General features: G+C 73.1%; 9 protein-coding genes. 4 read left to right on the top strand and 5 right to left on the bottom strand.

The genetic code is table 11. The features are described from left to right. Positions 1-8 precede the first annotated feature (8 nt). Positions 9-2,333, top strand: a complete 2,325-nt coding sequence (locus tag RLT58_RS32775; RefSeq protein WP_311313977.1) for an FdhF/YdeP family oxidoreductase — start codon at positions 9-11, stop codon at positions 2,331-2,333. Positions 2,334-2,343: 10 nt separating this feature from the next. Here the strand turns inward: RLT58_RS32775 and RLT58_RS32770 are convergent, their stop codons facing one another. Continuing rightward, the gene (locus tag RLT58_RS32770; protein WP_311313976.1) at positions 2,344-4,080 is read right to left on the bottom strand and encodes an FUSC family protein; all 1,737 of its coding nucleotides are present in this window, start codon (positions 4,078-4,080) and stop codon (positions 2,344-2,346) included. 296 nt (positions 4,081-4,376) lie between these two features. On the opposite strand from RLT58_RS32770, the gene RLT58_RS32765 reads away from it, so the two are divergent. Both RLT58_RS32765 and argB read left to right on the top strand, forming a co-directional pair. Continuing rightward, positions 4,377-7,751: a pyruvate carboxylase gene (locus tag RLT58_RS32765; protein WP_311313975.1), complete on the top strand. Its 3,375-nt coding sequence runs from the start codon at positions 4,377-4,379 to the stop codon at positions 7,749-7,751. Positions 7,752-7,818: 67 nt separating this feature from the next. Next, entirely contained in the window at positions 7,819-8,664 is an 846-nt protein-coding gene (gene argB, locus RLT58_RS32760) for an acetylglutamate kinase (RefSeq protein WP_311313974.1), read from the top strand. Positions 8,665-8,717: 53 nt separating this feature from the next. Here the strand turns inward: argB and RLT58_RS32755 are convergent, their stop codons facing one another. Then, positions 8,718-9,254, bottom strand: coding sequence for a GNAT family N-acetyltransferase (locus RLT58_RS32755; protein WP_311313973.1), 537 nt, complete (start codon positions 9,252-9,254; stop codon positions 8,718-8,720). A 76-nt stretch (positions 9,255-9,330) separates the two neighbouring features. Then, positions 9,331-9,543: an MbtH family protein gene (locus tag RLT58_RS32750; protein ID WP_136202381.1), complete on the bottom strand. Its 213-nt coding sequence runs from the start codon at positions 9,541-9,543 to the stop codon at positions 9,331-9,333. Positions 9,544-9,717: 174 nt separating this feature from the next. On the opposite strand from RLT58_RS32750, the gene RLT58_RS32745 reads away from it, so the two are divergent. Continuing rightward, positions 9,718-10,830: an alpha/beta hydrolase-fold protein gene (locus RLT58_RS32745; RefSeq protein ID WP_311313972.1), complete on the top strand. Its 1,113-nt coding sequence runs from the start codon at positions 9,718-9,720 to the stop codon at positions 10,828-10,830. Between the two features lie 9 nt (positions 10,831-10,839). On the opposite strand, the gene RLT58_RS32740 is transcribed toward RLT58_RS32745, so the two are convergent. Next, on the bottom strand, positions 10,840-12,540 hold the full coding sequence (locus tag RLT58_RS32740; protein WP_311313971.1) for an ABC transporter ATP-binding protein: 1,701 nt from the start codon (positions 12,538-12,540) through the stop codon (positions 10,840-10,842). Next, a complete protein-coding gene (locus RLT58_RS32735) occupies positions 12,527-23,419 on the bottom strand; it encodes a non-ribosomal peptide synthetase (protein ID WP_311313970.1) in 10,893 nt (3,630 codons plus the stop codon). Before RLT58_RS32735 ends, RLT58_RS32740 begins: the two co-directional genes overlap by 14 nt. Positions 23,420-23,462 lie beyond the last annotated feature (43 nt).

Below are 23,462 nucleotides of genomic sequence, written 5' to 3'. Positions count from 1 at the left end.
TGAGAAACGTGACTGCCGACGGTGACGGTGACAAGGACCGCAGGGAGCACCCCGAGTCCCGGGTGGGACCCGTCCCGCAGGGCGCTCCGGAGTTCCGCCCCTACCACCATCCCGCGGCGGGCTGGGGTGCGGCCAAGAGCGTGAGCGGCTTCCTGGTGCGCGAGCGCGAGCTGGTGGACGGTCCCCGGGCGATCATGCGGATGAACCACGAGAACACCGGGTTCGACTGCCCCGGGTGCGCGTGGCCCGACGACACCAAGGGGCTGCGCCTGGACATCTGCGAGAACGGCATCAAGCACGTCACCTGGGAGATGACCCGCAAGCGGGTCGGGCGGGAGTTCTTCGCCGCCCACTCGGTGACCGAGCTGGCCGGGTGGAGCGACTACGACCTGGAGAACCAGGGCCGGCTCACCGAACCGATGGTGTACGACGCCGAGTCCGACCACTACGTGCCGATCAGCTGGAAGGACGCGTTCGAGCTGGTCGGGCGGACGCTGCGGGAGCTGGACGACCCGAACCGGGCGTCGTTCTACACCTCCGGGCGGCTCGGCAACGAGGCCACCTTCCTGTACCAGCTGATGGCCCGTGAGCTGGGCACGAACAACCTGCCGGACTGTTCCAACATGTGTCACGAGGCGAGCGGCCGGGCCCTCCAGGCGTCCCTGGGCACCGGCAAGGGGACCGTCGACCTCAAGGACTGGGAGTCCGCCGACGCGCTGTTCATCCTGGGGGTCAACGCCGCCTCCAACGCACCCCGGATGCTCACCGCCCTCGCCGAGGCGCACGACCGGGGCGCCCGCATCGTGCATGTCAATCCGCTGGTCGAGGCCGCCGCGACCCGCACGATCGTGCCGCACGACTTCGTGGACATGGCCCTGTTCAAGACGACGAGGACCAGCTCCCTGAACCTCCAGGTGCGCATCGGCGGCGACATGGCCCTCCTGCGCGGCATGGCCAAGGCCGTCCTGGAACAGTCGGTCTCCGACCCCAAGGCCCTGGACCGGGAGTTCATCGACCGCCACACCGCCGGCTTCGAGGAGTACCGCGCGGTGTGCGAGGCCACGGAGTGGGAGGAGATCGAGCGCCAGTCCGGTCTGAGCCGCGCCGACATCCTGGAGGCGGCGCGGGTCTACTGCGAGGCGGACCGCTCGATCGTCAGCTGGTGCCTGGGGCTGACCCAGCACGAACACGGCGTCGACACCGTGCGCGAGATCGTCAATCTGCTGCTGCTCCGCGGCAATCTGGGGCGGGAGGGGGCGGGCCCCTCCCCCGTGCGCGGCCACAGCAACGTCCAGGGCAACCGCACCTGCGGTATCGACCACCGCCCCGGCGACGCGTTCCTGGACCGGCTCGCGGACGCCTGCGGCATCGAGCCGCCCCGGGAGCACGGCAAGGACACCGTCAGCACCATCCGGGCGATGCTCGCGGGCGAGGTGAAGGTGTTCGTCGCGATGGGCGGCAACTTCGCGCTCGCGGCGCCCGACACCCCGCTCACCTTCGAGGCGCTGCGCGCCTGCGACCTGACCGTCCAGGTGAGCACCAAGCTGAACCGCAGCCATGTCGTCCACGGCCGGCGCGCCCTCATCCTCCCGTGCCTGGGCCGGACCGAGAAGGACCATCAGCGCAAGGGAATCCAGAGCACATCGGTCGAGGACTCGATGAGCATGGTCCACCTCTCGATCGGGATGAAGCGCCCCGCCTCGCCGCACCTGCTGTCGGAGCCCGCGATCGTCGCCGGCATGGCGCAGGCCGCGCTCCCCGACAGCGAGACGCCCTGGCACTGGTACATCGAGGACTACGACCGCATCCGGGACACCATGGCCCGGGCGCTCGACGGCTTCGAGGACTTCAACCGCCGGGTGCGCCTGCCGCTCGGTTTCCGTATCAAGCAGCCCGCCCGCGAGCTGGTCTTCCTCACGCCGTCGGGGCGCGCCGAGTTCTCCGCCGCCGCCCTGCCCGATGTCGTGCCCGCCGCCGGCACGCTGGCGCTCGGCACCATGCGCTCCCACGACCAGTGGAACACCACCATCTACTCCGACAACGACCGCTACCGGGGCATCAAGAACCTGCGCACGCTCGTCTTCATGAACCGGGCCGACATGCGCGAACGCGGCATCGCCGACCTCGGCCCCGTCGACATCACGAGCACCGCGAGGGACGGCAGCCTGCGGTCCCTGGCGGGCTATCTCGCGATCCCCTACGACATCCCCCGGGGCTGCGCGGCCGGCTACATGCCCGAGATGAACGTGCTGTGCGCGCTCGACGACTACAGCACCCAGAGCGACCAGCCCATCATGAAGCACGTCAAGGTGACCATCGAGCCGGCCGCCTGAGCGAGCCCGGTCACCGCCACCTGGCGAGCCGGCCGAGGAGCAGATGGGCGCGCTGCTCCGCCGCCGCGAGTTCGGTGGGATCGATCTCGGCGGACCAGATTTCGCCCGCCGCCGCGTCGTCCGCCTCGCGCAACTCCACGACGGCTGCCGCGAGATGGGCCTGGAGCACCGGGAACGACGCCTCCGCGCCGGCGCCCATCGCGTACGCGGCGCCGTCGGATGCCTGGGTGCAGGCCGCCAGCGCCCGCTGGACGCGCACGGCGGCGTGGTCGTGGACGACCACGAGCGCGCAGCCCAGCGCGATGACGACACCGACCACGCTGCCCAGCGCCCGGTCCTGGACGAGGGTCCCGGCGGGCGAGGGAGCGGCCAGGTCGGTCAGCAGCAGGGCCAGCGGGGTGAGGAAGACGACGCCGAAGCCGTAGTTGCGGGCCACGACGTACTCCAGCAGGAATTCCAGCAGCACGATGACGAGGACGAGCACGACGGGCCCGGGGCCTGTGGCCAGGACGCCGAGGGCGAGCAGCAGTCCGGCGACGGTGCCCAGCGTGCGCTGGACGGCCCGCTGCGCCGCCGTGCGGACGTTGACGGAGTGCAGCACCGCCGCCGCGCTGATCGCCGCCCAGTAGCCGTGTCCGAGGCCCAGCGCGAGCGCCGCCCCGCCCGCGAGACCGGTGCCGAGGGTCATCCGCAGGGCGGGGACGAGCAGCACCGCCGTCCGGCCGTGGCCGCCGGGGCGGGCTCCCGTCGTCAGCTCCGTGGCGCGCAGCCCGGCGGCGTGTCCGGTGGCGGGCACCTCCCGGACCGGGCCGGCCCCGCCGGCGGGCATCAGCGCCGCCAGCCCCGGCAGCGGCTGCGGGTCGCGCCGGCGGCCTGCGAGTACACGGGCCTGCCGGCGCAGGAGGGGTACGAGGTCCGGCGCGCCGTCCGCGCTGTCGTTCAGCAGCGCCCAGGAGAGGTCGGTGAGGCGGATGAGGCTGTCCCCCCGGACGGTCCGCCCGGCAGCGTCCGGGGGCATCGCGCCAAGAGTCCGGTAGGCCTGGAGCACGGCGGCGGTCGCCCGGTGCCGGTGGCCGCGGGCGTCACCCGCGCCGGCCTCCCGCAGGTCCGCGACCGTCCGCAGCGCCGCCGCCGCGGCGAGGCGCTGCGGACGGTCCGGGTGCACGAGGCGGCCCGACACGGCCAGGACCCAGGCGACGGCGGCGCCCGACGCGGCCAGCGCGGTCCGGGGGAGGATGTCGCCCGCCCCCGGCGAGCCGTTGGCGGCCACGGCGAAGGAGAACAGCAGCAGGACCGCGCCGAGCCCGCTCAGACGGGCCGCGTCGCAGGCGAACTTGGCGGCGCCCGCCACCGCGGCCATGGCCGCGACCACCACGGCGGCGCCCGCTCCTCCGCTCCGGGGGTCCGCCCATGCGGCGAGGGCCGAACCGCCCGCCACACACGCGGTCATGGTCACCGCGACCAGCGCGAGGACACGGGCGCGCCGGGCGTAGGGCAGGTTGCGGCCGAATGTGGTGGTGAAGGAGCCCAGCATGGCGTAGACGGCCAGGTCGGCGTGGCCGGCCAGGGCCATCGGCAGCGCCGGCAGGGCCATGGCGAGGGCGGCGCGCAGGGCGAAGGACAGGGCACCGTCCACGCTCTGCAGGGCGAGTGCGCCGCGCGGGGAGAGCGCGCGGCGGACCCGGGCCGTCCCGCGCCGCCGGCCGCTCCTGCTCAGCGCGGCGGGCAGCGCGTGCAAACGGGGCATATCCGGTGTATATCACTGGCTTCGCCCGATGGGCGGGGCATGGATGTCTCCGCCACCGCGGATCGCACCGGGCGGGTCCCGGAGCCGGAAACGGAAGGTGTTCGGGACGTGACGCAGGCCATCTTTTGCGCTCGCGATCTCTGGGAAAGTCTCCGGTACGGTGTCGAACACTTCGGGCCCGAGGGCCTCGGAGGACTTCACCACCGCCGGGCGGCCACCGGATGCGCGGGTACGCGTCCCGTGCCGCACACCGCCCGTTCCGGGGCCACACGCTCGTGACACGACTGGGGAGTTTGATGTTCGAGAAGGTATTGGTCGCCAACCGCGGGGAGATCGCGATCCGCGCGTTCCGCGCGGCGTTCGAGCTCGGCATCTCCACCGTGGCCGTGTATCCGCACGAGGACCGCAACTCCCTGCACCGGGCGAAGGCCGACGAGGCCTACCGGATCGGGGAGCCGGGGCACCCCGTCAGGGCGTACCTCTCGGTGGACGAGGTGATCAAGGCCGCGCGCAAGGCGGGCGCCGACGCCGTCTATCCGGGCTACGGCTTCCTGTCGGAGAACCCGGATCTGGCAGCCGCGTGCTCCGAGGCGGGCATCACGTTCGTCGGACCCCCGTCGCAGGTGCTGAATCTGACGGGCAACAAGTCCCGGGCGGTCGCCGCCGCGCGGGAGGCCGGGGTACCGGTCCTGAAGTCGTCCGAGCCGTCGGAGGACGTGGACACGCTCGTCGCGGCCTCCGAGGACATCGGCTTCCCGGTCTTCGTCAAGGCCGTCGCCGGTGGCGGCGGGCGCGGGATGCGCCGGGTCGCGGAGGCGGCCGAGCTGCGCGAGGCGATCGACGCGGCGATGCGCGAGGCCCGCTCCGCGTTCGGCGACGCGACGGTCTTCCTGGAGCAGGCGGTGATCAACCCCCGCCACATCGAGGTGCAGATCCTCGCCGACGCCGAGGGCAACGTGGTGCACCTGTACGAGCGGGACTGCTCGCTCCAGCGCCGGCACCAGAAGGTCGTGGAGATCGCGCCCGCCCCGAACCTGGACCCGGAGCTGCGGGCGCGGATCTGCGCGGACGCCGTCGCCTTCGCCCGGCACATCGGCTATGTGAACGCGGGCACCGTCGAATTCCTCGTCGACGAGCGCGGCAACCACGTCTTCATCGAGATGAACCCGCGCATCCAGGTCGAGCACACCGTGACCGAGCAGGTCACCGGTCGCGACCTGGTCATCGCGCAGCTGCGCATCGCCGCGGGCATGACCCTGCCCCAACTGCACCTGTCCCAGGACGACATCACGCTCAACGGCACGGCGATGCAGTGCCGCATCACCACGGAGGACCCGGCCAACGGCTTCCGTCCGGACACCGGCACCATCTCCGCCTACCGCTCCCCCGGCGGCCCCGGCGTCCGGCTGGACGGCGGCACGGTCCACACGGGCGCCGAGGTGTCCGCCCACTTCGACTCGATGCTGGTCAAACTCACCTGCCACGGCCATGACTTCGCCAACGCGGCGCGGCGGGCGCGCCGGGCCATCGCCGAGTTCCGTATCCGGGGGGTGGCCACCAATCTGCCCTTCCTCGGGGCGGTGCTGGACCACCCGGACTTCCGGGCGGGACGCATCACGACCAGCTTCATCGACGAGCACCCCGAGCTGATCCTCGCCCGCCCGTCGGCCGACCGCGGCAGCCGGATGCTGGGCTATCTGGCCGAGACCACCGTCAACCGGCCCTACGGCCCGCGCCCCGCGGTCATCGACCCCGCAGAGAAGCTGCCCGCCCTGCCGCCCGGGACGCCGCCGGCCGGTTCGCGCCAGCGGCTGGCCGAGCTCGGCCCGGAGCGCTTCGCCGCCGAGCTGCGCGCGCAGTCCGCCGTGGCCGTCACCGACACCACGTTCCGCGACGCCCATCAGTCGCTGCTCGCCACCCGGGTCAGGACCCGGGACCTGCTGGCCGTCGCGCCGCATGTCGCCCGGACCGTCCCCGAGCTGCTGAGCATCGAGTGCTGGGGCGGCGCCACCTACGACGTGGCGCTGCGCTTCCTGGCCGAGGACCCGTGGGAGCGGCTGGTCAAGCTCCGCGAGGCCGTGCCCAACATCTGTACGCAGATGCTGCTGCGCGGCCGCAACACGGTGGGCTACACGCCCTACCCGACCGAGGTGACCGAGGCGTTCGTCAGCGAGGCCGCCTCCGCCGGGATGGACATCTTCCGGATCTTCGACGCCCTCAACGACGTGTCCCAGATGCGTCCGGCGATCGACGCGGTGCGGGCCACCGGGACCTCGGTCGCGGAGGTGGCGCTCTGCTACACCGCCGACCTCTCCGACCCCGGCGAGACGCTGTACACGCTGGACTACTACCTGCGGCTCGCCGAGCAGATCGTGGAGGCGGGCGCCCATGTGCTCGCCATCAAGGACATGGCCGGGCTGCTGCGTCCGCCTGCCGCACGCACCCTGGTGACGGCGCTGCGCGAGCGGTTCGACCTGCCGGTGCATCTGCACACCCACGACACGGCGGGCGGGCAGCTGGGCACGCTGATCGCCGCCATCGACGCGGGGGTGGACGCGGTGGACGCGGCCGTCGCCTCGATGGCCGGCACCACCAGCCAGCCCCCGCTGTCGGCGCTGGTCGCCGCGACCGACCACACCGAGCGCGCGACGGGCCTCTCGCTCCAGGCGGTCGGCGACCTGGAGCCGTACTGGGAGGCGACCCGCAAGGTCTACGCCCCCTTCGAGTCCGGGCTCGCCTCGCCCACCGGCCGGATCTACCACCACGAGATCCCCGGCGGGCAGTTGTCCAACCTGCGCCAGCAGGCCATCGCCCTCGGGCTCGGCGACCGCTTCGAGCTCATCGAGGACTGCTATGCCGCGGCCGACCGCATGCTCGGCCGGCTGGTGAAGGTGACCCCGTCGTCGAAGGTGGTCGGTGACCTGGCGCTGCATCTGGTGGGCGCGGGCGTGGAGGCGGCCGACTTCGAGGCCGACCCGGGGAAGTTCGACGTACCGGACTCGGTGATCGGCTTCCTCCGCGGCGAGCTGGGCGACCCGCCCGGCGGCTGGCCGGAGCCGTTCCGCACCCGGGCGCTGAAGGGCCGTCCGGAGAAGGCGCAGGCGCCGCAGCTGTCGGACGAGGACCGGGAAGGCCTGGAGAAGTCGCCTCGCGCCACGCTCAACCGGCTGCTCTTCCCCGGCCCGACCAAGGAGTTCGAGGCGCACCGCGAGGCGTACGGCGACACCTCCGTGCTGCCGACTCCGGACTTCCTGTACGGGCTGGAGACGGAGACCGAGCACACCGTCACGCTCGATCCCGGGGTCACCCTGCTGATCGAGCTGGAGGCCATCTCCGAGGCGGACGAGCGCGGCTTCCGCAGCGTACTGGCCACGCTCAACGGGCAGTTGCGGCCGGTGTCGGTCCGGGACCGGTCGGTCGCCACCGAGGTCAAGGCCGCCGAGAAGGCGGACCGCGCCGACGAGGGCCATGTGGCGGCCCCGTTCGCCGGGGTGGTCACGCTCCAGGTGGCGGAGGGCGACTCGGTGTCGGCCGGGCAGACGGTGGCCACGATCGAGGCGATGAAGATGGAGGCCTCGATCACCGCCCAGTCCGCAGGGGTGGTGCGGCGGCTCGCGATCGGCCGTGTCCAGCAGGTCGAGGCGGGCGATCTGCTCATCGAGATCGGCTGAGATCCCGCCCGCCCGGACCCTGCGATGCAGGCACCGGCCTCATTTCACTTAGGTTAGGCTAAGCTAAATGGAAGAGGATCTGAGACCGGTCGTCATCAAGTTCGGCGGCAACGCCATGGTGGACGCGAGTCTGCAACAGGCGTTCGCCCAGGACGTCGTGGAGTTGTGGCGAGCTGGTCTGCGCCCGGTCGTCGTGCACGGGGGCGGCCCGCAGATCAGCGCGATGCTCGACCGCCTGGGCCTGGAGAGCCGCTTCGAGGCGGGTCTGCGGGTGACCACGGCGGAGACCATGGAGGTCGTCCGCATGGTGCTTTCCGGCCGGGTCCAGCGCGAACTGGTGGGCCACATCAACACCCACGGGCCGTACGCCGTGGGCATGACCGGCGAGGACGCGCACACCATGACGGCCGTGCGGCGGCCGGCCTGGGTGGACGGCGTGGCGGTGGACATCGGCCAGGTCGGGGACATCACCGAGGTCAACCCGGCCATGGTCCGCAGCCTTCTGACGCAGGGTCATATACCGGTGGTCTCGCCCGTGGCCCGGGGGACGGACGGGCAGGTCTACAACGTCAACGCCGATCTCGCCGCCTCGGCCCTGGCCGTGGCCCTCGGCGCGGAGCGGCTGGTGATGCTCACCGACGTGGAGGGGCTGTACGCGGACTGGCCGCGCAGCACCGAGGTGATCCGGCATCTCACGGCGGACGCGCTGGACGGACTGCTGCCCTCACTGGCCAGCGGCATGCTGCCCAAGATGGAGGGCTGCCTGCGCGCAGTGCGGGGCGGAGTGGGCCGGGCCGACGTCCTCGACGGCCGGGTGCCGCACGCGGTGCTGCGGGGCGTCCTCGGCGAGAACGGCGCCGGCACCACCGTGGTTCCCGAACCCTGCCAGGACCGCGCGACAAGCGCCGTCTGAGCGCGAACGAGGGGGGCCGGATGTGACACGCATCCGGCCCCCCTCGCGTCAGCTCACAGGGTGCGCGCGAGGATCCGCGCGTTGCGCCGGGGATCCAGGGAATCGGCCCAGGGGCGCGGGGCCCGGCGTACGCCCGCCGGCGCGAAGCCGTACCGCAGGAAGAGCCTGCCGCTGCCCGTGGTAGCGGTGAACAGCGCGCCGAGCGACTGGGCGCGCGCCATGGCCAGCGCCGCGCGCAGCAGCGCCGCCCCCACACCGCGCCCCTGCCGGTGCCCGGCCACACAGAAGTTGTACAGGACCCCCGCGGGGCCGTGGCCGGTCACAGGGTCGGGCGAATAGACCCGAAGGCCCACACAGCCCTCCAGCCCGCCGCCGGGCGCGACCGCCACCAGGAACTCTGCGGCCTGCGCCGCGTACAGGGTGTCCGGCCGCTCCCGCAGTGCCCCCGAGCGCACGAAGGGCCGGGACAGCTCGGCCAGCGCGGCGGCGTCCGGGACGCGGGCGGTGCGGACGCGGGGCGACGGCGGACGGGACGCCGGCGGGCGGGACGGGTACGGCAGCGGGGCAGGGCGCGGCGTGGCCGTGGTCAAGACTTTCCTTCCTCGGTTCCACGAGACAGAATCGCTCCGGCGGGTCACTCCCGCCGGAGCGCGGCGGAAACCGAGGTCAGGCGTCCATGGACGCCGCGAGCGACCGGGGGCGCAGATCGGTCCAGTTGGCTTCGACGTAGGCGAGGCACGCTTCCCGCGTGTTCTCCTCGAAGGCGATCGTCCACCCTCCGGGCACCTCGGCGAACGACGGCCACAGGGAGTGCTGGCCCTCGTCGTTCACCAGGACCAGGAAACGGCCTTCGGGGTCGTCGAACGGGTTGGTGCTCATGCGGGCAGTGCCTCCTCGGGCCAACGGGCCGGTGCCGGCCTCGTCGAGAGTGTGCGTCAGATCATCAGGATCAAGCTTAGGTTAGGCTCGCCTAATCAGATACGAGCTTAGCCTCTCCCTTTCCCTCTGCACAAGGAGACCCCTCATGCCCCCGGTGATCGAACGGACCCGGTCATGACCGGCCTCGCCACCGGCCGCACGGCCGCTGCCGAGAGCCCCTTCGCCGGGTTCGGACTGCCCGGCGGTCCCGGCACCGACGCGTTCTGGGCGGCGGCCCGGACCCCCGTGTCGCGCCCCGACGGGAACGGCGGCTGGGTGACGCTGTTCCTCTGGCGCGGCTCCCCCGCCGACATAGCCTTCGAGAGCTGGTCGCAGCAGGTGCCGCTGCGCCGGTGGGACGACACGGACTGCTGGTACGCCGAGGTCCCGATGCCCGCGCGGCTGCGGGTGACCTACCAGATCATCGCGGACGACGGGGCGCACGCCGACCCGTTCAACCCGTCCGGCGCCGGCGGCGACCGCTCGATCGCCGCAACGCCGGACGCCCCGGAACAGCCCTACTGGCCCGTCGTCGGCGCGGACGACGTGCTGCCCGTGCCCGCCACCAGGCTCCGCTGGGCGTCCGCACGGCTCGGCGGGCGCCGCACCGTGCGCGTCCACCCGGTGGGCGGCGGCGGCCCGGTGGTCCTGCTGCTCGACGGGGACGACTGGCTGTATCTGCACCCGGCCGCGGCCGCGTTCGACGCGGCCTTCGCCGACGGCGCGATGCCGCCCGCCACGCTCGTCTTCCTGCCGGCCAAGGACCGGGCGGGCGAGTTCACCTGCCGGCCCGAGCTGTGGGAGGCGGTCAGGGACGAACTCCTGCCGCTGGTCGCGCAGTCCGGTGTCCCCGCCGGCCTTGACCGGCTCGTGGTGGCCGGGCAGAGCCTCGGCGGGCTGAGCGCGGTGTACGCGGCCCTGGAGTTCCCGGACCTGGTCTCGCGCGTCGCCTGCCAGTCGGGCTCGTTCTGGTGGACGCCCGACTGCGCGAGCCGCACGGACCTGCTGGCGGGCCCTCTCGGCGGGGCGATCGCGGACCGGCTGCGGGAGCGCCCCGACCTCTCCGGGCTGCGCATCGCGTTCGATGCGGGCGAGCACGAGACCCGGATGCTGCCCCACTGCGCGCCCGTCGAGGCCCTGACCGAACAGGCGGGCGCCACCGTCCGGGTGTCCCGGTCCGCCTCGGACCACGACCGCGCGGGCTGGCGGCACGCCCTCCTGCGCGACGTCGCCTGGGCGCTGGCCTAGGGCGACGCCTCACCTGGCCACCGCGAGGCAGTACGCCTCGTCGGTGGCCAGGAGGTTGCGGTGGGTGTCCTCCGCCGTGATGACGCCGTCGTCCAGGACGAGGACCCGGTCGGCGGCGTCCAGCACCGCCGGGCTGCTGGTGATCACGACGGTGGTACGGCCCCGGCGCAGCTTCGCGATGTTGCGCGCGATGAGCTGTTCGGTCACCGCGTCGACGGCCGTCGTCGGGTTGTGGAGCACCAGGACGTCGGTGTCGGCGGCGAGCGCGCGGGCCAGCGAGAGCCGCTGGCGCTGGCCGCCGGAGAGGTTCGCGCCCCGGTCGCGGACGGTGTAGTCGAGCCCCTCGCGGTGGAGGGCGACGACATCGGTCAGCATGGACGCCTCGACGGCCTCGGGCACCGTACGGCTGGTGCCCGACGGGTCGATGTTCGTCCGCAGGGTGCCGGCGAAGATCTCCCCGTCGTACGGGTTCACCAGCATGTGCGCGCGGACCGCCTCGGCCGACAGGTCCGCGATCTCCTGCCCGCTGACCCGCACCACTCCCTCGTACGCCTGCGGCGGGACGTTCACCGCGAGGATCGAGGCGAAGTCGGCGGCGGCACGCGGCTGGTAGGCGGCGATCGCCACGAACTCCCCGGCGGCCACCTCGAACTTCAGCCGGCGCAGCGCCCCGTACCGTACACAGTCGATCTCCAGCGATCCGCCCTCGGCCGGGCTCTCCTGTCCCGGGGTCGTCACCGGCGGCGCGGACAGGACCAGCGCCATCCGCTCGGCCGACGCGCGCGCCATCATCACGTACTTGGGCATCTCCGAGAACATCTTGAGCGGTTCCATGATGAACTGCGCGAGGCCCACGGCCATGACGAGTTCCCCGATGGTGATCCGGCCGGCGAAGGCCAGATAGCCGGCTGTCAGGGTGACGGCGGCGGCGAGGACCGCGTTGAGGGCCAGTGCGGTGCCCGCGTACACCCCGTTCACCCGGGCGACGGTGATCGACTGCTGCTTCGCCTCGGCGCTGACCGCGCGGTAGGAGCGGAACGCGGCGTGATTGCCGCCGAAGCCGTGCAGCGGGCGCAGACCGGTGATCAGGTCGGCGACCTTGGCGCCCGCCCGTGCCACCCGGGCCTGCTGCTCCTGGGTGCCGGCTCCGATACGGCGGGACATGACGCTGAGCACCGACAGGATCGCGACGGTGCCCACGATCACCAGCAGCCCGAGCCGGAGATCGGCCAGACCGAGCGCGACGGCGGCGACCAGGACCGCGACCAGCGAGCTGAACAGCAGCGGCACCACCTCGATGATGTCGGCGGTCTGGTCGGCGTCCTCGGTGGCGATGGTCAGCACCTCGCCGGACTTCAGGTCCACGTCCCGGGCCACCGGCTGCAGGCCGCAGGCCGCGACCTGCACCCGCCAGCGGTGTGCCTCGGTCGTGTTGGCCTTCTGCAGGATCCGCATCCCGAACCGCCACGACAGCGAGACGGTCGTGATGATCACGGCCAGCGCGCCGATCGACAGCCCGAGCGAACCGGGGCTCCGGTGCTGCAGGGTGTGCTCGACGATCAGGCCGAGCGCGATCGGGAAGGCCGTCTCACCGGCCTGGTACAGGCCCATGAGGACGGTGCCCCAGGCCATGGCGCCGACGTTGCGCCGCAGCGCGGTGCGCAGGATGTCGGCGCCCTGGCGGGGCCGCGGGGTGTCAGGAGTGTTCATCGAGGTGGCCGGCAATCGCTTCGGGGGTTCGCAGGGTGAGCAGGTCTCGGATGGTGATCACAGGACCGTACTCCCGTCGGAGCAGCCCTATCAGCCGCACCGCCAGCATGGAGTGCCCGCCGAGGGACACGAAGTCACTGACCGCGCTCACCTCGTCGTCGTCCAGGTCCAGTGCCTCGGCGAAGAACTCGCACACCGTGATCTCGGTCCCGGTCTCGGGCGCGCGCTCCCCCGCCCCGGTCAGCACGCCCAGCGGCTTGGGCTCGGGCAGCGCCTTGGTGTCGGCCTTGCCGTTGACCGTCAGCGGGATGCTGTCGACCTCGGCGTAGTGCGTCGGGCGCAGGAAGTCCGGCAGTCCGGCGCCCACTTCGGCGGCGACGGCGGCCAGGTCGGCGCCGTCGAGCACCAGGTAGGCGGCCAGCCGGTACGCCCCGTCGACCTGCGGGTCCTTCTGGGCGACCGCGGCGGCGAACCGCACCGCCGGGTGCGCGGCGAACGCGGCCTCGACCTCCCCGGGTTCGACCCGGTGGCCGCGGATCTTGACCTGCTGGTCGGTGCGGCCCAGGTAGGACAGATTGCCGTCGGGCCGCCGGACCACCAGGTCCCCGGTGCGGTACATGCGCTCGCCGGGCGCGCCGAACGGGCAGGCGACGAACCGGTGCGACGTCTGGGCGGGCTGTCCGAGGTAGCCGCGGGCGATGCCGATGCCCGACACGTACAGCTCGCCGGGGACGCCGTCCGGCAGCGGGCGCAGCCACGGGTCCAGGACGTACACCTCGGTGTTGTCGATGGCCACACCGACCACCGGGTCCTGGCATTCGAAGGTGCCGACGCCGAGGGTGTTGATGGTGTACTCGGTGGGGCCGTAGAGGTTGTAGCCGACCGTCCCCTCCGTCTCGGCGAGCCGCTGCCACAGGCCCGGGGTGACGGCCTCGCCGCCCAGCAGCACCAGCGCGGGGCGCCGCTCCGGGTTGTCGAGCAGCCCCTCGGCCACCAGTTGCTGGGCGTAGGTCGGGGTCACGTTGATGACGTCGATGCCGTGCGCGAGGCAGTACTCGACCAGCCGGGGCGCGTCGCGGCGCAGTTCCTCGTCGCAGATGTGCACCTCGTGGCCGTCGGCGAGCCACAGCAGCTCCTCCCACGACATGTCGAAGGCGAACGACACGGTGTGCGCGATCCGGAAGGTGCGGTGCCCGTGCTCCGCGAGGACCGGTTCGAAGATCCGGCGCTGGTGGTTGACCAGCATGTTGGTGAGCCCGGCGTACTCGGTCACCACGCCCTTGGGCTGCCCGGTCGAACCGGAGGTGTAGATCGTGTACGCGGGGTGCCGCAGCCGGTCCGGGTCCCCGGGCGCGAACGTGAGGTACGGCTCCGCCTCGGGCAGCGGGCGGTCCAGCTCGATGAGCGCGCCGGTCAGCCGGGGCGCGACGGCGCTCACGGTGAGGATCACCTCGGGCCGGGCGTCCGCGACGATCGCCGCGATCCGCTCGTCCGGGTGGTCCAGCTCCAGCGGCACATAGGCGGCGCCGACCCGCAGTACGGCGAACAGCGCCACGATCGAGTCGAGGGAGCGCGGGACGGCGAGCCCCACGGCCTTCTCCGGTCCGATACCGCGTGCGGCGAGCACCCCGGCCACCGCGCGGCTGCGGTCGCGCAGTTCGCCGAAGGTCAGTCTCGAGCCATCGGCGACGAGGGCGGTGCGTCCGGGGTCGCGGTCCGCCGCCCGGTCGAAGCGGTCGACGACGGTGTCGGTGCCGACGTCCGTGCGCCCGGCGGGTTCGGGGGCCGGTGCGAGGCCCGGCAGGGCGCCCAGCGGCCCGGTCGACCGGGCCAGGTCCTCCAGGACCCGCAGATAGCCGTCGAGGAGGCGGCGGGCGCCCTCGGTGTCGTCGTCGCGGTGCTCCAGCTTGACGGTGAGCCGTTCGCCGGGCGTGACGACCCAGGTGAACGGGTAGTGCGTGGAGTCGTCGGCCTTGACGGACGTGATGCCGTGCCGGGCGTTCATCTCGGCGAAGGCGTCCAGGTCCAGGAAGTTCTGGAGCACGAAGAGGTTGTCGAACAGGGTGTCGTGCCCGCTGGCGCGCTGGATCTCGCCGAGCCCCAGGTGCTCGTGCTCCATGGCCTCGACCCGGGCCGCCTGCACGGCCGACAGGTACTCCCGGACCGTGTCACCGGGCCGGGCCCGGGTCCACAGGGGCACGGTGTTGAGCAGCACGCCGACGATGCCGGCAAGTCCCTCGCCCTCGCGTCCGGAGACGGTCACTCCGAACACGGCGTCGCCGCGGCCCGTGTGGGCGCCGAGCAGCAGGCCGAACGCTCCGGTCAGTACGGAGTTCAGCGTGACCCCGTGCACCCGGGCGGCTTCCCGCAGCAGGTCGGACTGTTCGGCGGTCAGGGTGTGCACCAGCGCGTGCGGCAGTGCGTCGGTCTGCGCCGGCCGGGGTCCGGCGAGCAGGGTCGGGCCGCTGAGGCCGGTCAGGTGCTCCGCCCAGAAGCGTTCCGATACGGCGGGGTCCTTGGCGGCGAGCGTGCGGGCGTAGTCCTCGAACCCCGGTGTCAGCGGCGTCGCGTCCAGCGCCTCGCCCGCGAGGAGCGCCCGGTAGGCGTCGAACAGGTCGCGCAGCAGGATCTCGCGGGACCAGCCGTCCCACAGCAGCAGGTGGTAGCTGAGCAGCAGGCCGTCGCGGCCGTCGGGCAGCCGCACCACGGTCAGCCGGATCAGCGGCGGCTCGCCCGGGTCGAAGCCGGTGTCGCGGTCCCTGGCGCGCAGTGCGTCGGCCTCCGCCTCCGTCTCCAGGTGGACCGTGCGGACGCCGACCCGGGTGCCCGCCTTCAGGACCTGGACCGGGTTGCCGTCGTCGTCGGTGGTGAAGCCGGCGCCCACGACGGGGTGCCGGGCGATGACGTACGCCATGGCGTCGGCCAGCGCGTCGGTGTCCAGGCGCCGGTCGAAGGTGAAGTAGCTCTGCGCGACGTAGTGTCCGGCGGTGCCGGCCAGCTGGGCCTGGAAGTACAGGCCGCGCTGGAGCGGGGTGACCGGTGCGGTGCGTTCGGCGGTGGCGGCGGCGTCCGCGAGATGTTCCAGCGCGGTGCGCCAGTGCGCGGTGACGGCGTCGGGGATGCCGTCGGCGAGGGTGAAGGCGGCGTGCAGACTGCCGGTGGAGGCGTCGGTCCAGGCGTTGACCTCGACGGCGTACGGGCTGTTCCCCTCGCCGCCGGTGATCTGCGGGACGTCGGACTCGCCGCCCCGGCCGAGGTAGTTGAACAGGACCTGCGGGCGGGCGGTCAGCAGCGGGGCCGTCTGCGGGTTGAGGTACCTGAGCCGGCCGTAGGCCACGTGCCCGGACTCGTCCGGCTGGCGCTCGGCGACCTCCCGGGCGGCCTCGACGGGGTCGGTGTGCGCGGTGAGCCGTACGGGCGCGATGGAGGTGAACCAGCCGACCGTACGGGTGTAGTCGTGGTGGTCGGCCGCGGGGACCCGGCCGTGCCGCTCCAGGTCGATCGCGAGGTCGGTGGGCGTGGGCTGGACGCGGGTCAGCGCGGTGCGCAGGGCGCCGCACAGCAGCTCGGTGAGGCCGGTGCCGAGCGCGGCGGGCGCCGTACGCGTCAGCCGGTCGCTCACCTCGGGGGCGAGGACGACGGTGGTCTCGCGCAGTTCCCCGGTCTCGGGCAGCAGCGGGGGCGCGTCGAGCGTGGTGACCCAGTCGCCGAGGCTCCCGGTCTCGTGGGACGCCCGGGCGGTGAGGGCTTCGGCGTACTCCGCGTAGGAGGTGGTGGCCGGCGCCAGGGGTTCGCCGCGCAGGGCGGTGGCCAGGTCGTCGAGGACGATCAGCCAGGAGACGGCGTCGACCGCGAGGTGGTGCGCGGTGACCACGAGGGTGCGGGCGGCGGGCAGCCAGCTGAACGCGACGACGTCACCGGACTCGGGGTCCAGGCGACCGGCGGCCTCGTCCGCGGCGGCTGCGGCGTCCGGCGCCTGCGACTGCTCGACGGCGAACTCGCGGAACGGCTCGGTGCGCAGGGTCCACACGCCGTGGGCGGTGTCCAGCCGGAGCCGCAGGGCCGGGTGCGCGGCCACGACGGCGTTCGCGGCGCGCCCGATGTCGGCGAGCGTGCTGTCCTCGGCCGTGAGCAGGGTCCTGGCCTGGGCGAACCGGGCGAGCGAGCCGCCCAGTTCGCGCCGGCGCAGGATGATCGGCGTCGGTGCCAGCGGTCCGTCCTCGTGGCGCTCCCGCCGGGGTCCGGCGGCCGCCGGTGTGCGTGAGCCCAGCTGTCCGGCCAGCGCGCGCGGGGTCTTGTACAGGAACACGTCCCGGGGCGCGATGGCCAGACCGAGCGCCCTGGCCCGGTTGATCACGGTGATCGCGACGATGCTGTCGCCGCCGGCCATGAAGAAGTCGGTGTCCTCGTCCACGTCGGCGCCCGGCAGCACGCCGGCGAAGATCGCGGTCAGCTCGGCGAGCGCGGAGCCGTCCGCCGCCACCGGGGCGTCGTCCTGTCGTGCGGCGGCGTGCGAAGCCAGCGCCTTGCGGTCCAGCTTGCCGTTGACGGTGAGCGGCAGCGCGTCGACCGTCAGCACCTGGCCTGGCACCATGTGCACGGGCAGCTTCGCGGCGAGCAGGACGGCCAGGTCGCCGGGGACCCGGCCCACGACGTGCGCGATCAGATGGTCGCCGCTGTCCGCCGGGGTGACGGCCACGTCGACCACCCCGTCGAGCTCGCGCACCGCGGACTCGACCTCGCCGAGCTCGATGCGGAAGCCCTTGAGCTGCACCTGGTCGTCGGCGCGGCCGGCGAACTCCAGCTCCCCGTCGAGCGTGCGGCGGGCCAGATCGCCCGTGTGGTACATGCGGGAGCCGTCGTCGGTGAAGGGGTTGGCCACGAACCGGCCGGCGGTGAGCCCCGGCCGTCCGAGGTAGCCGAGCGACACCTGGTCGCCCGCGACATAGATGGCGCCCACCCGGCCCGGCGGCACCGGACGGAGCCGGTCGTCGAGCAGATAGGTGGTCAGGCCGGGGATCGGGCCGCCGATCGGGCTGACGTCGGCGCCGAAGTCCTCGTCGGTGAGCACCCGGTGGGTGACATGGACGGTGGTCTCGGTGATGCCGTACATGTTGACCAGCTCGGGCGAGGCGGTGCCGTACCGCTCCACCCAGCCGCGCAGCCGTACGGGATCCAGCGCCTCGCCGCCGAAGATGATCCGGCGCAGCGCGGTGGCCGGCGCACCGGCGTGCCGGTCGGCCTCGATGAACTGGTAGAACGCCGACGGAGTCTGGTTGAGCACGGTCACCCCGCGCTCGCGCACCAGCCGGTGGAAGTCCACCGGGGAGCGGGTCAGCCCGTAGTCGGGCACCAGCAGCTCACCGCCGTGCGCCAGCGCGCCCCACAGCTCCCAGACGGCGAAGTCGAAGGAGTACGAGTGGAACTGGACCCAGACGTCGTCGGGGCCGAACTCCATGTCGGAGCGGGTGTTGGCGAGGAGCGCCGCCACGGCGGAGTGCGGGACGACGACGCCCTTGGGACGGCCGGTCGACCCCGAGGTGTAGATGACGTAGGCGGGGTCCTGGGGTCCGGGTCCCGACGGGGCCGTCTGCGGCTGTTCCGTCGGCGCCGGCTCCTCGCCGAGCACGAGCACCCGGGCGGGCACGCCCGCCCGGTCCAGGAGCGCGGTGAAGCGGTCCCGCTGCTCACGGCTGACCAGGACGGCCTGCGGGGCGGCGTCGGCGAGGATGTACTCCAGCCGTTCGTCGGGGTAGGCCAGGTCCAGCGGTACGTAGGCGCCGCCCGCTGTGACGATGGCGATGAGGGCGGTGACCTGCTCGGTGGAGCGCGGGACGGCGACGGCGACACGGCGGCCCGGCGCGACTCCGGCCGTCCGCAGGGTCGCGGCCAGCTCGTCCTTCGCCGCGGCCAGTTCGCCGTAGGTCAGGGACGCGGTGGTGCCGTCCAGAGCGCACTGGGTGACGGCCGCGGCGGCCGGGTCGCGCCGGGCGGCGGCGTCGAACAGGGCGCCCAGGGTCGTCGGGGCGAGCGCGGCGCTCCGGCCGGTGTCCTCGGCCACCAGCTCGTCGACCGGGGTGTCCGGGCGGGTGAGCAGGCCGGTGAGGGCGCGGGTGAAGGTGTCCAGGATCTGCCGGGCGCTCGCCTCGCGGAGCAGTTCGCCGTCGTAGATCAGGTTGAAGCGCGGGCTGTCGTCGGGGGCGCGTTCCACGACCAGGGTCAGCGGGTAGTGCGGGGCGCCCTCGTTGACGATGCCGGTGATGACCAGCTCGTCGTCGGGCCCGCGCAGACCGGCCACATCGGTCGCCACGTCGAACACCACCAGGGTGTCGAACCGGGCGTCGGCGCCGGCCAGGCGGCCGATCCGCGCCAGCGATACGTGCTGGTGGGCCAGGACCGCGCTCTGGTGCTCCCGCACCGAGGTGAGCAGGCCGTCCGCCGTGGTGGCGGCGTCCCAACGGGCGCGTACCGGAATGGTGTTGATGAAGAGGCCGACCATGTCGCCGATGCCGGGAACATCGGCGTCGCGGCCGGAGACGGTGGAGCCGAACACGACGTCCCTGCCGTGCAGGAGGCCGCCGAGCGTCAGGGCCCAGGCGCTGTGCACGGCCACGCTCAGCGGTACGCCGGCGGCGCGGGCGGCGGCGTCGATGTCGTCCCCGGGCTCCGCGGCGGTGTCGGCGAACCGGTCGGACGGGGTGTGTCCCTCGGCCACCAGCGAAGGTCCGGGCAGCCCGGCGAGCTGCTCGCCCCAGACCCGGTCGCTCTCCTCGTCGTCGCGTCCGGCGAGCAGGCGTACGTAGTCGGGGAAGCCGCCGGCGCGGTACGCGGTGCCGGGGCGGTGGTACTCGGCCAGGAGCGCGCGGAGCATCGGGGGGACGGACCAGCCGTCGGCGATGATGTGGTGCACGGTCTGCACCAGCACGGTGCGGCCGGGGCCGCCGCGGACGAGGGTGTACCGCATGAGCGGTCCCTCGGCCAGGTCGAATCCGGCGCGCCGGTCCCGCTCTGCGAGGTCGCGGAGCGCGTCGTCGGTGATCCCGGGGCGGTCCAGCGTGGTGAACGGGGCCTCGGCGCCGCTCTCCAGCACGGAGACGACCCGGCCGTCGGCGAGGGCCACGAACCGCGCGGCCAGGTTGGGGTACAGGGTGAGCAGCCGGGTGGCCGCCGCCCGGAGCCGGTCCGCGTCCACCTCGCCTTCCAGGGTGAGGAGTTGCTGCTCGACGTAGCTGCCGGCGGAGTCGTCGTCGAAGACCGAGTGGAAGTACAGGCCCTCCTGGAGCGGGGTCAGCGGCAGGATGTCGCGCAGGCCGGGGCCGTCCAGCGCGTCGACGTCGGCCTGGGTGAGCGGGACGGGGGCGAAGTCGCTGGGCGAGTGGCCGCCCCCGTCGAGCGCGGCCAGGGCGGTCAGGGCTTCGCGGAAGTAGCCGACGAGGGTGGTGATGTCGGCGTCGGTGAACATCCCCTCGGGCCAGGACAGGGTGGTGACCAGTTCGTAGGCGCCGTTCTCGGCGGGTTCGGCGATGGCGTTGAACTCCAGGGCGCGGGGCAGCCGCATCCTCGGGTCGCGCTTCTCGCCCAGCTGTCCGGTGGCTCCGGCGAGCTGCCAGTCGCCGCCCGCGCCCGCGTCGAACCGGCCCAGGTAGTTGAACAGCACCTGCGGGGCGGGCGTGAGCGGTCCGGCGCCGGCCAGGTGGCGCAGCGCGCCGTAGGACAGACCGTTGCGCGGGACCCGGGCAAGGTCCTCCTTCACGGCCTTGAGCGCGGCGGCCAGGTAGCCGGGGTCCATGGGGTCGGCCGCCGGGCCGGGGTCCACGGTCACCGGGAACAGGGTGGTGAACCAGCCCACGGTCCGCGAGAGATCCGGCTCGAATCCGGCGGTGTCCGCGACGAACTGGCCCTCGCGGCCGTGGCCCTCGAGTTCGATGTGCGCGAACGTCTGGTCCTGCCCGAGGTCGCGCCGCCGGCGGGCGAGCGTGACGGCGAGCGCGGTGAGCAGCACGTCGTTGACGCCGGCGTGGAACCTCGCGGGGATCTCGCCGAGCAGGGCGGAGGTGACAGCGGGACCGACGGTGAAGGTCCGCTCCCGTTCCCGGGCGACGGTGTCCTCGTCGGTCAGCGGCCGCCGGCCCACCGGTGCGTCCGGCCCGGGCAGGGCGCGCCCGTAGTGGGCCCGGTCGGTGTCGAAGGGGGTGCGGGCGAGCAGTTCGGTCCAGCGGCGGAACGAGGTGCCCACCGGGGGCAGTTCGACCGGTGTGCCGGAGGCGGCCTGCCGCCATGCCGTGGCCAGGTCGTCCATCAGGACGCGCCAGGACACCCCGTCGACGACCACGTGGTGGGCGACCAGGACCAGCTGGCGTGCTTCGCGGCGCCAGACGGCGCGCAGCATCACGCCGTGGTCCGGGTCGAGCCCGTCGGTGGCGAGGGCGACGCAGTCGTCGAGCGGTGCCCCGCTCTCCTGCCACCGGGCGACGGCGCCGTCCGCCTCGGGGATGTGGAAGCCCCAGCGCTCGCCGCGTACCAGCCGGGCGCGCAGCATGTCGTGCCGGCGGACGACGGCGGTCAGGATCTCGTCGAGGGCGGCGGCGGTGAGGTCCGCCGGGGTGTTCAGGACGACCGACTGCACGAAGCCGTCGACGGCGTCCGTGGTCTCGCCGAGCCACTGGACGATGGGCGATCCCACGACGGAGCCGGTGGCCACGTCGTCGTCCCGCACTGCGGAGACGTCCTCGCGGCTCGCCACCGCGGCCAGCTCGCCGACGACGCTGTGGGTGAAGATCTGCCGGGCCGTGACATGGAGACCGGCCTCGCGCAACGCGCTGAGCAGGGAGATCGCCAGGATGCTGTCTCCGCCGAGGCGGAAGAAGTCCTGGTCGGTGCCGACCGCGTCGAGCTTCAGCACCGCCGCGACGGCCGCGCACACCGCGCGCTCGTTCTCGGTGGTGGGCGCGGTGACGGGCCCGGTCGTGATCACGGGCTCCGGCAGGGCGTTCCGGTCGATCTTGCCGTTGGCGGTGAGCGGGAACGCGGGCAACACGACGGTGTGGGTGGGCACCATGTACTCGACCATGTGCGCGACGGCCCACGCCCGGACGTCCTGTGCCGTCAGCTCCTCGCTGCCTGCGGCGGGGATCACGTACGCCACCAGATAGGTGCCGCCCACCGAGTTCTTCCGGGCGACGACACAGGTGTGGCGTACGCGGGGGTGCTCGGCGAGTCCGGCCTCGACGTCCTCGATCTCCAGGCGCATGCCGCGGATCTTGATCTGGTTGTCGGCCCGGCCGAGGAAGTCCAGCGATCCGTCCGGGGCGAACCGGGCGAGGTCGCCGGTGCGGTAGAGCCGTGAGCCGTCCTGGGCGAAGGGGTTGGCCACGAACCGGGACGCGGTCAGTCCGGGCGCGTTGACATAGCCCCGGCCCAGCAGGAGGCCGCCCGCGTACAGTTCGCCGCCGACCCCGACCGGGACCGGGCGCAGCTCGTCGTCCAGGACGTAGAGCTGGGTGTTGGGGTTGGCCTTGCCGATGGAGGTGGACAGGCGCTCGGCCTCGCCCCGGTAGATGACGTGCGAGACGCCGATCGTCGTCTCGGCGGGGCCGTAGCCGTGGTACATGGGGATGTCGAGGCGGGTACGGAAGCGTTCGTACAGCTCGGGTGTCAGCACCTCGCCGCCGCACCACACGTGCCGCAGGCTGTCCAGGCGTCCGGAGTCGCCGGATATCTCCAGCAGGACGTCCAGCATGGAGGAGACGAGGTAGGTGAAGGTGACGCGGTGTTCGGCGATCACGCTCAGCAGATGGTGCGGGTCGCGCTCGCCGCCGGGCCGCAGGACGACCAGCCTGGCTCCGGTGACCAGCGGCAGGAAGATCTCGTTGATGGAGATGTCGAAGGAGAGCGGCGCCTTGAACAGGGAGGCGTCGTCGTGGCCGAAGCCGAGGATCTCGTGGGCCTGCCACAACAGGCGTTCGCTGATGGCCTCGTGACGGATCATCGCGCCCTTGGGCCGCCCGGTCGATCCGGAGGTGAAGATCACATAGGCGAGTGCGGCTCCGGGGACGGTGATCGCGGGTGCCTCGGTGGGGCGGTCGGCGAAGGCCCAGGCGTCGAGGTCGACGGCCACGGCCTCGGGCTCGCCCGGGTCGTGCGCGCCCGAGCCGTTGAGCTGGAGGACGATACGGGCGTCCTCCACGACGACCGAGCGGCGGGCTGCGGGCCACTGCGGGTCGAGCGGGACGAAGGCGCAGCCCGCCTGGAGCACACCGAGCAGCCCGATGACCATCTCGGCGGAGCGGCCGAGCGAGATCCCGACGACCTGTTCCGCGGTGAGTCCGCGTTCGGTCAGGTGATGGGCCAGCTGGCCGGAGAGCTCGCCCGCCTGACGGTAGGTCAGGGTCCGGTGCTCGTCCACTACGGCGACGGCGTCCGGGCGGGTGCGGACCTGCTCGCGGAACATCTCCACGACGGTGGGCCGGACCCGGTCCGCCCCGGTGTCGTTCCAGCGGGCCAGGGCCTCGATCCGGGCGGCGACCGTGGACGGCGCGATGGTGCCCAGCGGCCGGTCGGGGAAGTCGGCGAGGTCGTCCAGGGCGAGCTGGGCGTCGGCCGGCTCCACGCCCTCGGGGAGGGTGATGCTCAGGCCGTCCGCGCCGACCTCCCAGCCGGTGGGCCCGGCACCGCCGTTGTCGGCCCAGGCGAGCACATCGGCGAAGAGGGTGGCGGGGGTCAGGTCGATGCCCTCCGGACTCAGGCCGGTCGCCCAGTAGGAGAGCCCGATGGCACAGGCCTCGGTGATGGTCCGGTCGTCGCGGTCACCGGTCCGGCGGCGCAGACCGGCCAGGCTCTGAGGTGAAAGCCGCACGAGGCGAGCGCTCGGTTCCATCATCGAAGACTCCGCTTCCCTTCCAAGGTGTTCAGCCGAGCCTAAC

It is taken from the genome of Streptomyces sp. ITFR-16 (genome assembly GCF_031844705.1).
GTDB lineage: Bacteria > Actinomycetota > Actinomycetes > Streptomycetales > Streptomycetaceae > Streptomyces.
Note: the sequence above shows the minus strand (reverse complement) of the source record. Positions and strands in the feature narration are given on the sequence as shown.

Bases quoted from the DNA above. Each gene is read 5' to 3' on its own strand.
- RLT58_RS32770 (WP_311313976.1), bottom strand. From the start codon at position 4,080: ATGCCCCGTTTGCACGCGCTGCCCGCCGCGCTGAGCAGGAGCGGCCGG.
- RLT58_RS32765 (WP_311313975.1), top strand. From the start codon at position 4,377: ATGTTCGAGAAGGTATTGGTCGCCAACCGCGGGGAGATCGCGATCCGC.
- argB (WP_311313974.1), top strand. From the start codon at position 7,819: ATGGAAGAGGATCTGAGACCGGTCGTCATCAAGTTCGGCGGCAACGCC.
- RLT58_RS32750 (WP_136202381.1), bottom strand. From the start codon at position 9,543: ATGAGCACCAACCCGTTCGACGACCCCGAAGGCCGTTTCCTGGTCCTG.
- RLT58_RS32745 (WP_311313972.1), top strand. From the start codon at position 9,718: ATGACCGGCCTCGCCACCGGCCGCACGGCCGCTGCCGAGAGCCCCTTC.
- RLT58_RS32740 (WP_311313971.1), bottom strand. From the start codon at position 12,540: ATGAACACTCCTGACACCCCGCGGCCCCGCCAGGGCGCCGACATCCTG.
- RLT58_RS32735 (WP_311313970.1), bottom strand. From the start codon at position 23,419: ATGATGGAACCGAGCGCTCGCCTCGTGCGGCTTTCACCTCAGAGCCTG.